9 protein-coding genes are annotated in these 10,552 nt (G+C 63.1%); 5 read left to right on the top strand and 4 right to left on the bottom strand.

Annotated elements, in window-relative coordinates:
- The first annotated feature begins 372 nt into the window (after positions 1 to 372).
- The 3 genes from fumC (at position 373) to NKJ18_RS29225 (ending at position 2,993) form a co-directional block, all read left to right on the top strand.
- A complete protein-coding gene (gene fumC / locus NKJ18_RS29235; protein WP_023694685.1) occupies positions 373 to 1,770 on the top strand; it encodes a class II fumarate hydratase in 1,398 nt (465 codons plus the stop codon).
- A gap of 255 nt (positions 1,771 to 2,025) precedes the next feature.
- Entirely contained in the window at positions 2,026 to 2,448 is a 423-nt protein-coding gene (locus tag NKJ18_RS29230) for a DoxX family protein (protein ID WP_023694684.1), read from the top strand.
- 137 nt (positions 2,449 to 2,585) lie between these two features.
- The gene (locus NKJ18_RS29225; RefSeq protein WP_023715186.1) at positions 2,586 to 2,993 is read left to right on the top strand and encodes a DoxX family protein; all 408 of its coding nucleotides are present in this window, start codon (positions 2,586 to 2,588) and stop codon (positions 2,991 to 2,993) included.
- Between the two features lie 262 nt (positions 2,994 to 3,255).
- Here the strand turns inward: NKJ18_RS29225 and ppx are convergent, their stop codons facing one another.
- Together ppx and NKJ18_RS29215 are read right to left on the bottom strand one after the other, a co-directional pair.
- A complete protein-coding gene (ppx, locus tag NKJ18_RS29220; protein ID WP_023697723.1) occupies positions 3,256 to 4,788 on the bottom strand; it encodes an exopolyphosphatase in 1,533 nt (510 codons plus the stop codon).
- Positions 4,788 to 6,980: an RNA degradosome polyphosphate kinase gene (locus NKJ18_RS29215; protein ID WP_023671487.1), complete on the bottom strand. Its 2,193-nt coding sequence runs from the start codon at positions 6,978 to 6,980 to the stop codon at positions 4,788 to 4,790. The genes ppx and NKJ18_RS29215 overlap by 1 nt, the downstream gene beginning before the upstream one ends.
- A gap of 234 nt (positions 6,981 to 7,214) precedes the next feature.
- Here NKJ18_RS29215 and NKJ18_RS29210 point away from each other — a divergent pair, with 234 nt between their 5' ends.
- Positions 7,215 to 7,460: a zinc-finger domain-containing protein gene (locus tag NKJ18_RS29210; protein WP_023705697.1), complete on the top strand. Its 246-nt coding sequence runs from the start codon at positions 7,215 to 7,217 to the stop codon at positions 7,458 to 7,460.
- A 19-nt stretch (positions 7,461 to 7,479) separates the two neighbouring features.
- Positions 7,480 to 8,718, top strand: coding sequence for an FAD-dependent monooxygenase (locus NKJ18_RS29205; protein WP_023715184.1), 1,239 nt, complete (start codon positions 7,480 to 7,482; stop codon positions 8,716 to 8,718).
- A gap of 220 nt (positions 8,719 to 8,938) precedes the next feature.
- On the opposite strand, the gene NKJ18_RS29200 is transcribed toward NKJ18_RS29205, so the two are convergent.
- Positions 8,939 to 9,604: a TIGR02117 family protein gene (locus NKJ18_RS29200; RefSeq protein ID WP_023715183.1), complete on the bottom strand. Its 666-nt coding sequence runs from the start codon at positions 9,602 to 9,604 to the stop codon at positions 8,939 to 8,941.
- Positions 9,605 to 9,709: 105 nt separating this feature from the next.
- Positions 9,710 to 10,513: an amino acid ABC transporter ATP-binding protein gene (locus tag NKJ18_RS29195; RefSeq protein ID WP_023671483.1), complete on the bottom strand. Its 804-nt coding sequence runs from the start codon at positions 10,511 to 10,513 to the stop codon at positions 9,710 to 9,712.
- Positions 10,514 to 10,552 lie beyond the last annotated feature (39 nt).

Below are 10,552 nucleotides of genomic sequence, written 5' to 3'. Positions count from 1 at the left end.
GGCGTTCCTTCGCGGGAATCAGGTGACGTGAACAATCACCAGCCTGCCATGACCGCCCCCTCTCAGCGAATTTGCAGAACTCTCAGCACACTACCACATGAATTGCGCATTGCTGATCCTGGGGGAAGTTTGCGTAGAGCAATCCGCCAGCTCGACATGATCTTATCGAGCTAAATCCGCAAGTTTCCGTCCACTTCATGGGATCAAGCCGCACTGAGGAGCAATTTCCTTCACACGAAAGTGGAGGGTGCAGGATCCCGAAGGCCGGCGCTACTGCTTCAACCGATTTACTGCCTGCCGGCCGCAATCTCTGCTTGAAGGCCATTGTGCAACGCGATACGCCGTTGCCGAATTCGATCGTCGGAGAGACAAGTGACCGCTGCCAGGACCAGAACCGAAACCGACACGTTCGGCCCCATCGAGGTTGCCGCCGACCGTTACTGGGGCGCGCAGGCGCAGCGTTCCCTCGGCAATTTCAGGATAGGCTGGGAAAAGCAGCCGGCCTCGATCGTGCGTGCGCTCGGCATCGTCAAGCGAGCGGCGGCGGAAGCCAATATGGAGTTGAAGCGGCTCGATCCGGCAGTCGGCAAGGCGATCATCGAGGCGGCGCAAGAGGTGATCGACGGCAAGCTGAACGATCATTTCCCGCTGGTCGTCTGGCAGACCGGCTCGGGCACGCAGTCCAACATGAACGCCAACGAGGTGATCTCCAACCGGGCGATCGAACTTCTGGGCGGCGTCATGGGCTCGAAGAAGCCGGTGCACCCTAACGACCACGTCAATATGAGCCAGTCGTCGAACGACACCTACCCGACAGCCATGCACATCGCGTGCGCCGAGCGCATCGTGCACGATCTGCTGCCGGCGCTGAAGCATCTGCACGCTGCGCTCGAGGTCAAGACGAAGGCCTTCGCCCACATCATCAAGATCGGCCGCACCCATACGCAGGACGCGACACCCCTCACGCTGGGCCAGGAATTTTCCGGCTACGCCGCGCAGGTGGCCTCTTCGATCAAGCGCATCGAGATGACGCTGCCCGGCCTGCAGGAACTGGCGCAGGGCGGCACCGCCGTCGGCACCGGCCTCAACGCGCCGGTCGGCTTTGCGGAAAAGGTGGCGGCGCGCATCGCCGACATTACCGGCATTGCCTTCGTCACCGCGCCGAACAAGTTCGAGGCGCTCGCCGCGCACGATTCCATGGTGTTCTCGCATGGCGCCATCAACGCGGCGGCCGCCGCCCTCTTCAAGATCGCCAACGACATCCGCTTCCTCGGCTCCGGCCCGCGCTCGGGCCTCGGCGAACTGTCGCTGCCGGAAAACGAGCCGGGTTCCTCGATCATGCCGGGCAAGGTCAACCCGACCCAATGCGAGGCTCTGACGCAGGTCTGCGTGCAGGTGTTCGGCAACAACGCCTCGCTGACCTTCGCCGGCAGCCAGGGCCATTTCGAGCTCAACGTCTACAACCCGCTGATGGCCTACAACTTCCTGCAGTCGGTGCAGTTGTTGGCCGACGCCTCGATCTCCTTCACCGACAATTGCGTCCTCGGCATCGAGGCTCGCGAAGACAACATCAAAGCCGCGCTCGACCGCTCGCTGATGCTGGTGACCGCGCTGGCGCCGACGATCGGGTACGACAATGCCGCCAAGATCGCCAAGACCGCGCACAAGAAGGGCACCACCTTGCGCGAGGAAGCACTGGCCACCGGGCTGGTCAGCGAGGCAGACTACGACCGGCTGGTGCGGCCGGAGGACATGACGCATCCGGGTTAAGCGATTCCAGGGGAAGTGCCTTGCGTTTCCTCGGGAAGCGCGCAGCCCTCTTCTTGGGGATTGCGTCAACTAGAAATCCGAATTTTGTGGCGGGACAATTTGCTCCCGCCGCTGCTGGCCGCGACAAGAATTTTGCGTCGGTCGAACGATCCCGAAATGTACGTCCTGTGAACAATGTGTCGCCGGACTGGCGGCTTTGGTGAACAGTCGGCTTGGTCTATCTGACGGGACATCAACCCTTTTCGGAGAGCCACCATGTCCATCAACACTTCCGCTGCCGGCGCCGGCATCGCGTCCAACAGCTCCACCACCATCCTGCTCGGCCGCATCCTGCTCGCCGCCATCTTCCTGCTTTCCGGCTTCGGCAAGCTCACCGCCATTTCGGGCACCGCCGGCTATTTCGGCGCCATGGGCCTGCCGGTGCCGACCGTAACGGCCATTGTCGTCGGCCTGATCGAATTGCTCGGCGGCCTTGCCGTGCTCGTTGGCTTTCAGACCCGCATCGCCGCCTGGGTGCTCGCGGTCTTCACCATCGCCTCGGCCTTTGTCGCCCATACCGGCTGGGCCGACCAGAACCAGATGATCCATTTCCTGAAGAACGTCGCCATCACCGGCGGTTTCCTGCTGCTGGCTTCCTCGGGCCCTGGCGCCTACTCGATCGACGCCAAGCGCGGCTGAGCTTTCCCTCCCAAGCCTGAAAAAAGCGGCGTGGAATTTTCCACGCCGCTTTTTCGTTGTCTGCCCAAGCGCGCACCCGTCCCATCCCTGCTAGGATCGGTCTCGAAACAGCCGGCGGACAGACAACGGAGATGACCATGCCCCGCGATGCATTGCTTCTGATTTCCCGGCTGCTGCTCGCCGCCCTGCTCGTTCCCTCCGGCTACCACGCGCTCGCCGACATTGCCGGGACGACCGGCTATTTCGCCGGCCTCGGCATGCCATTGCCGACCCTTGCCGCCTGGGGCACCGGGCTGTTCGAGTTGATTGCCGGTCTCTTGATACTGGTCGGCTTTCAGACGCCGGTCGTTGCGATACTTCTTGCCGCTTTCTGCATCGTTGCAGGCTCCATCGGCCACTACGGCCAGGGCGGCGATGACCCGATGCTCACCTTCCTGCACCAGCAGATGCTGATGAAGGATATTGCCATCGCCGGCGGATTCCTGGCGCTAGCCATGGCCGGCGCCGGGGCCTGGTCGATCGACGGGCGCGGTGCCGCGGTCTGATATCGTCAAATATCGTCCCGGTTGAACCATCGATGCCCGAGGCAGGTCGACCCCCACTCCGTCTCGGCTTCGCCGAGCCCCCTCTCCCCCGATCGACGGGGTAGAGGAAGGGCGCGAGCCTATTGCCGCCAACGCTTTCCAACGAGGCTCCCTTCCTTTCCCTCCGGAGGGGGAAGGTGGCGGTGCGAAGCAGCGACGGATTGAGGAAGCCGGTGCTCGAACGCGAGGCCGACGACGACATGGTTTTGCTGTCAGGCCGCGCCTACTTCACCGACACGCTCTGCCCACCCTCGACCGCCAGCACCAGCCGGCGGTTGGTGATCCGCGCCAGTTGCGCCAGCCGTCCGGCCGGGCGTTCGCCGTAAAGATCGGAAAGTGAGGCCGGCAGCACCAGCGCCAACGTGCCATTGCCGCGGTTTTCCCATTTCAGCCGCGGCATGACGCCGGGCATGGCCGCAGTCAGCAGATAGACGACGCGCAGCACCGCCGCCAGGATGCGGGCGCGCTCGAGATAGCGCGGCGTCGCCAGGCCGCGGATTTCCGGCGCCGCATCGTTGAACACGCCTTCGTGGCGGAACAGGCCGACCAGCGCCAGGAAGGCACGGCCGGGGTGATCGACGCCAATGAAGGATGCGTGGGCAATGATGTTGAGCGACTGCTTGCCGCGATATTCCGGGTGTGCGCGCCAGCCTATATCGGCCAGCAGACAGGCAGCGTGGCGATAGCGTGCCTCATCCTCCGTCTCGTCGATGCCGAAGGCGGCAAAGGTCTTGTCCGTCCATTCGACAAGCTCATGCGCATGGGTGACCGAGCGCGACCGCAGCCGCGCCAGTTCCTCCGAAGCGGAGACCAGCGGATCGGCCTTCTGCTCGGCAGGGTCGAGCAGCGAATAGAGAAACCCTTCGCGCACGCCCAATGCCGAGACGATGATCTTCGACGGTTGCATCGCCGCCATGATCTCCTGCAGCACGACCGCGCCATAGGGCAGCAGCGAACGGCGGTTCTTCGACACACCTTCGATGCCCTTGACCTTCTCGATCTCGCCTTTCGCCACCTGCTTCAGGAAATTGGCGGCGCTTTCGACACCGATCTCATAGTGGTGCATGACGCCAAGCGGGTAGTTGGTCATTTCCATGTGCAGCCGGGCAAGGTTTCGCCAGGTGCCGCCAACGGCGTAAAAGGGCCGTCCCAGCCCGCCCTTCAACAATTTGGCGCGCGCCAGTTCGTCGCGGGTGATCTTTGCCGCCTGGGCGAGCGAATTCCTGGCCATGTCCTGCAGCCGCAGGCCACCCAGCGGCAGCGTGATGCCGTCGCCGATCGCCTCGCCATTGATGTCGATAAGCTCCAGGCTGCCGCCGCCAAGATCGCCGGCAATGCCATTGGCGGGGTGGAAGCCCGAAATGACGCCAAGCGCTGAATAATGCGCCTCCTGCCGGCCAGTGAGCACGCGGATCTCGGTCTTGAGCACATCCTGGGCGCGGTGGATGAAGTCGGGTCCGTTGATCGCTTCGCGGGCCGCGGCCGTTGCCAGCACAAACATGTGCTCCGCACCCGCCTGGTCGGAGAGCGCGCGGAAACGGCGGAACTCCTCCATCGAGCGCGTCACCGCCTCGGGATCGAGCTTGCCGGTCGAAACGATGCCGCGGCCGAGACCGGCCAGCATCTTTTCGTTAAACAGCAAGGTAGGCGAGCGCGCCAGCCCTTCATAGACGACAAGGCGGATCGAGTTCGAGCCGATGTCGATGATGGACAGCGGCCGGCGATCCTGCAGCCGGCCTTGGGACGTTGAAATCATCAGCCGGTGTTCTTCTTGCGACGCTTGAACTGCGCGATGCGCTTGGGCGCATGCGACTTCAGCGCGTCACCCCGTCCCGACAGGCTCGGATTGGTCATGAAATATTCCTGCGCGTTGAACGGTTCCTCACCCTCCTCCAGCACGACGCGCCGGGAGGTTCCGTCAGCCAATACGTCGAAACTTTGCTGGTTGTCCATGATGTTGCCCAGCATGATCTGGCCAAGGATCTGTTCATGCACCGTCGGATTAGTGATCGGCACCATAGTCTCGACGCGGCGGTCGAGATTGCGTGGCATCAAGTCGGCCGAGGCGATGTAGACGATCGCCTCGTCCGACGGCAGGCCATGGCCGTTGCCGAAGCAGTAGATGCGGCTGTGTTCGAGGAAGCGGCCGACGATCGACTTGACCCTGATGTTTTCCGACAGGCCGGGCACCTGCGGCCGCAGGCAGCAGATGCCCCGCACGACGAGATCGATCTCGACGCCGGCACGGCTGGCGTCATAGAGCGCGTCGATGATGTTGGGATCGACGAGCGCGTTCATCTTCATCCAGATGCGCGCCGGACGGCCAGCCAGCGCGTAGGCGACCTCGTCGGCAATGTGCTTGAGGATACGGCTGCGCAGCGTAAACGGCGAGATGGCGATCCGCATCTCATCGGTCGGCTCGGCGTAGCCGGTGATGAAGTTGAACAGCTGGGCGACATCGCGCGCGATCGTCGGATCGGTGGTGAAGAAGGACAGGTCGGTGTAGATGCGCGCGGTCACCGGATGGTAGTTGCCGGTGCCGAGATGTACATAGTTGCGCAGCTTGCCGTCCTCACGCCGCACCACGAGCGACATTTTCGCATGGGTTTTCAGTTCGAGGAAGCCGAACACGACCTGGACGCCGGCGCGTTCGAGGTCGCGCGCCCAGCGGATGTTGGCTTCCTCGTCGAAGCGCGCCTTGAGCTCGACCAGGGCGGTCACCGACTTGCCGGCCTCGGCCGCGTCGACCAAGGCGCGCACGATCGGGCTGTCGTTGGAGGTGCGGTAGAGCGTCTGCTTGATTGCCACCACCTCCGGGTCGGCCATTGCCTGGCGCAGGAACTGGACCACCACGTCGAAGGATTCATAGGGGTGGTGGACGACGATGTCCTTCTCGCGGATGGCCGCGAAACAATCGCCGCCATGCTCGCGGATGCGCTCGGGAAAGCGCGGATTGTAGGGGGTGAACTTCAGGTCGTCGCGCGGCACGGCGACGATCTCGGAAATCTGGCTGAGCGCCAGCGGGCCGGTCAGAACGCTGATGCGGCTCGAAGAGACGCCAAGCTCGCCGGCGACGAACTCGCGCAATTCACCGGGCATCGACTTGTCGAATTCGATGCGGATGACCGAACCGCGGCGGCGCCGCTTCAGCGCCGTCTCGAACAGGCGCACGAGATCTTCCGACTCTTCCTCGACCTCGATATCGCTGTCCCGGATGATGCGGAAGGTGCCGGAACCCTTGACCTCATAGCCGGGGAACAGCTTGCCGATATAGAGGCCGACAGCCTCCTCCAGTGGAATGAAGCGAACGTGCTGCTTGCGGTCGGGCAGGCGGATGAAGCGCTTCAGCGCCACCGGCAGGCGCAGAAGCGCGCTCATCTCCTCGCCATTCTTGCGGTGGCGCAATTGCAGCGCCATCGAGAAGCCGAGATTGGGAATGAACGGAAACGGATGCGCCGGGTCGATCGACAGTGGAGTCAGGACCGGGAAGACCTGGTCCTGGAAATGATCTTCCAGCCAGACTTTCTCATCCTTGGTCAGTGCATCGCGGGTGATGCTCTCAATGCCTTCCTTGTTGAGCAGCAACATCAGCGCCGAAAGGCTGTTCTGCTGGTCCTCCTGCAGCCGCTCGACCTCGCGCAGCAATTGTTCCAGCTGCTGCTCCGGCGTGCGGCCGTCGGGGCTCTTGAGCGCAATGCCTTCGCGCACCTGGCCGGCAAGGCCGGCGACGCGGACCATGAAGAATTCGTCGAGATTGGCGGCTGAAATCGACAGGAAACGGACGCGTTCGAGCAGCGGATGGTGCTGGTTCTGGGATTCCTCGAGCACACGCCGGTTGAACTGCAGCCAGGAGAACTCACGGTTGACGAACCGATCGGGGTTGCCGCCCTCGGGGCTCGCCACCTCGACATTGATGAATTCGCTCTGCACCGGCTTCAGTTCGTTCATGGTTCCTGCTCTTCCCCCGCCAACCGTCCCTTGGAGCGCCGCTGGACGTGCCATGCCTCTAACACGCTTTTGTGGCGCATGACCCTTCGGCGAAAACCGTTCCGATTTCAGGGACATGCACTTAACCGGCTCAACGTATCCTCTGACAGGCTTTTGCGACAGTTTCATTTCATCGATCTTGCAAACAGGCCTGTTATGTTCCAGATGCTTTTCGACGAGATCAAGGAGACGACGATGGCAGGCGGTTCCATTCCCCATTTCCAGAACGATGCGGGCCATCCGGCAATCGACATCGGCGTCAAGGAATTCATGTGCACCGGCGCCAACCCGCCCTTCGACCACCCGCATGTGTTCCTCGACATGGGCGACGACAATGAAAAGGTCTGTCCCTACTGCTCGACGCTCTACCGCTATTCGGCGAAGCTGAGGGCGACGGAAACGCTGCCGGCCGGTTGCCTTTATATCGACCAGGCCGCCTGATCCTTCCGCGACAAGCCCGATGGAAGACATCAGGTCCCGGCAGGTCATAATCGCCGGGGCCGGCATCGCCGGGCTGACCGCTGCCCTTGCCTTCGCCGGACGGGGTTATCCGGTAAAGCTGATCGAACAGGCACAGCACCTAGACGCGGCCGGCGCCGGCATCCAGCTTTCGCCCAACGCAACACGCATTCTTGGAAAACTCGGCGTGCTCGACCGGCTGCTGCCGGCAGCGTTGCGGCCGGAAGCGGTCGTGCTCAAGGACGCCGGGACGCTGCGCGAACTGGCGCGGGTACCGCTTGGGCAAGCCGCCGAAGCGCGCTGGCAGGCGCCTTATCTCGTCGCTCACCGCGCCGATCTGCAGGCAGCGCTGCTGGCGCAAATGGCGGAACGGCCAGAGATTGAGCTCATCACCGGCGCCCGCGTGACCGGCATCGTCAAAGACGCGCAATATGTCGCCGTGACCGCCGAAGTGGACGGCCGCGAGATCGAGGCACGCGGCAAACTGCTGGTCGGCGCCGACGGCGTCTGGTCGGCGGTCAGGGCGCAACTCGCAGGCGAGGACTTCGTCAAAAGCCGTTTTTCGGGCGAACTCGCCTGGCGGGCTACAATCGCGGCCGACGGTGCGGCCGGAGAGGCCTTTGCCGCGATCGGCGCCGCCGACTGCGTCACCACGTTCCTGCATCCAGGCTTCCACATGGTCGCCTATCCCGTCAGCAAAGGCCGGGCCTTCAATCTCGCCGCATTCACCAAGGGTGAGCGCATGGCCGAAGGTTGGTCGGGCCATGCCGATCCCGCGATCCTCACGGCTGCCCTGCGCGGCACCGCGCCGGGCCTGACGAAGCTTGTGGCACTGGCTGGCCCATGGACGGCCTTTCCGATCCACACCGTCGAACAACAGCGGTGGACGAGCCCGCGGGGCATCGCGCTGATCGGCGACGCTGCGCATGCGATGACGCCGTTTGCCGCACAGGGCGCGGCAATGGCGATCGAAGATGCCATCACGCTTGCCGACGCTATCGCCGATTTCCCTGGCGATCTGCCCAGAAGTTTTCAAATCTGGGAAAATCTTCGGCGGCCGCGTGTCGCCAAGGCCGCGCGTCGTGGGGCCGTAAACCGCCTCGCCTGGCATGCTGCCGGCCCGGTGGCGATCGCCCGCAATCTGTTCCTGGCCATGCGCTCGCCCGACAAGCTCGCCGCCGACCTCGACTGGCTCTATGGATGGCGAGCGGACACTCGGCAGTCTAGATCGTCGACGTAGCGATCCTTCCCACTCCCCTCTGTCCTGCCGGACATCTCCCACTCAAGGGGGGAGATTGGATGTCGCCGTCGCCTTCGCCAAAATCGCCGGCGTTGCAGACAGGAGCGCGGGCAAAACGGCTGATCTCCCTCTTGCGGGGGAGATGGCCGGCAGGCCAGAGGGGAGTGCTGTCCCGCTGACTTCAAAAGATCCAACACTGTCGCGGTGCGATGAAGGACTGCTAGTTATAAAACCGCATCGACAAGCCCAGCGAGGCCGGCAGCGGGTTCCACCAGCCGGTGCGCAGGCCGGCGGTGCGCAGGCCGGCGGCTGTCCAGGTGTTGCAGCCGACAAGCGCGTTGAAATGGCCGTTCGCCTCGAAGAAGCGGTCGAAGCTGGAATGGGCGGCGTTCTCGATGACGACCGGACCATGCGGCCCTTGCTGGAAACTCGCGTCGATATAGTTGAGCAGCGCTGCAAAACGTTCCTCATCGATGTCGAAACCGGTGACAGCAGGGTGCGGCTCGGCGATGGCCCCGGCGATATCGACATGCATGACCGAGGCGTCCAGTGTCAGCGCCTTGAGGACGGGCACTGCTTTCAGCTGCGACCAGCTCGGCGTCTCCAGATAGAAGGCCCGGCCGCCCCAGCCAAAGACGATGTAGCGCACTTCCGGGGCGTCGACAGGGATGCCGGCAGCGACCAGGAAATGGAAGCGCCGGCGCACCTCGTCATCGACGGGAATGGCAATGTCGGTGTGGATCGGATTCTCCAGCACCAGAATATGGCGCGTGCCCTCACCCGCCGCTGACGCCGGCCACAGCGGACGCGGCACCAGCGTGCCGAGCGTGGCAGCGAGCGCGACCACGATAATCAGCATGGCCACGAAACGCAGGGCTTTTCTCATGCGGCGGCGGCTTTGTGTTTCAATGGAGAAGATCAACCCCGACCCCAGATAGCAAAAGAGCCCGGCCGCATTACGGCCGGGCTCTTTTGGTTCGCATGAAAATGCTCAGTGCAGGATCTGCGACAGAAACAGCTTCGTGCGCTCGTGGCGCGGATGGTCGAAGAACTCGGCCGGCGTGTTCTGTTCGACGATCTGGCCCTGATCCATGAAGATCACCCGGTTGGCGACCTTGCGGGCAAAGCCCATTTCGTGAGTGACGCACAGCATGGTCATGCCTTCCTCGGCCAGGCCCACCATCGTCTCCAGCACTTCCTTGATCATTTCGGGATCGAGCGCCGAGGTCGGCTCATCGAACAGCATGATGCGCGGGTTCATGCACAGCGAACGCGCGATCGCTACGCGCTGCTGCTGGCCGCCCGACAGCTGGCCCGGATATTTGTTGGCCTGTTCGGGGATCTTGACGCGCTTGAGGAAGTGCATGGCGATTTCCTCGGCCTGCTTCTTCGGCGTCTTGCGCACCCAGATCGGCGCCAGCGTGCAGTTCTCCAGGATGGTCAGATGCGGAAACAGGTTGAAGTGCTGGAACACCATGCCGACCTCGCGGCGCACCTCGTCGATCTTCTTGAGATCGTTGGTGAGTTCCTTGCCGTCGACGATGATCTTGCCCTTCTGGTGCTCTTCCAGCCGGTTGATGCAGCGGATCATGGTCGACTTGCCCGAGCCCGAAGGACCGCAGATGACGATGCGCTCGCCGCGCATCACCTTGAGGTTGATGTCCTTCAGCACATGGAACTCGCCATACCATTTGTGCATGCCGATGATGTCGATTGCGACATCGGTGGTCGAAATGTGCATCTTCTTGGCATCGACCTTGATCTCTTCGGCGCTGACGGCGTTTTCTATGACCATGGCAGGTTCCCCTTTTTGTTCTGTCTTTTAGCTATGATG

The organism is Mesorhizobium sp. M0217 (genome assembly GCF_040321955.1).
GTDB lineage: Bacteria > Pseudomonadota > Alphaproteobacteria > Rhizobiales > Rhizobiaceae > Mesorhizobium.
This window is presented reverse-complemented; position numbering and strand designations above follow the sequence as displayed.

Coding starts and splice junctions, on each gene's coding strand:
- ppx (WP_023697723.1), bottom strand. CDS start 4,788: ATGATTTCAACGTCCCAAGGCCGGCTGCAGGATCGCCGGCCGCTGTCC.
- NKJ18_RS29205 (WP_023715184.1), top strand. CDS start 7,480: ATGGAAGACATCAGGTCCCGGCAGGTCATAATCGCCGGGGCCGGCATC.
- NKJ18_RS29195 (WP_023671483.1), bottom strand. CDS start 10,513: ATGGTCATAGAAAACGCCGTCAGCGCCGAAGAGATCAAGGTCGATGCC.
- NKJ18_RS29230 (WP_023694684.1), top strand. CDS start 2,026: ATGTCCATCAACACTTCCGCTGCCGGCGCCGGCATCGCGTCCAACAGC.
- NKJ18_RS29215 (WP_023671487.1), bottom strand. CDS start 6,980: ATGAACGAACTGAAGCCGGTGCAGAGCGAATTCATCAATGTCGAGGTG.
- NKJ18_RS29225 (WP_023715186.1), top strand. CDS start 2,586: ATGCCCCGCGATGCATTGCTTCTGATTTCCCGGCTGCTGCTCGCCGCC.
- NKJ18_RS29200 (WP_023715183.1), bottom strand. CDS start 9,604: ATGAGAAAAGCCCTGCGTTTCGTGGCCATGCTGATTATCGTGGTCGCG.
- NKJ18_RS29210 (WP_023705697.1), top strand. CDS start 7,215: ATGGCAGGCGGTTCCATTCCCCATTTCCAGAACGATGCGGGCCATCCG.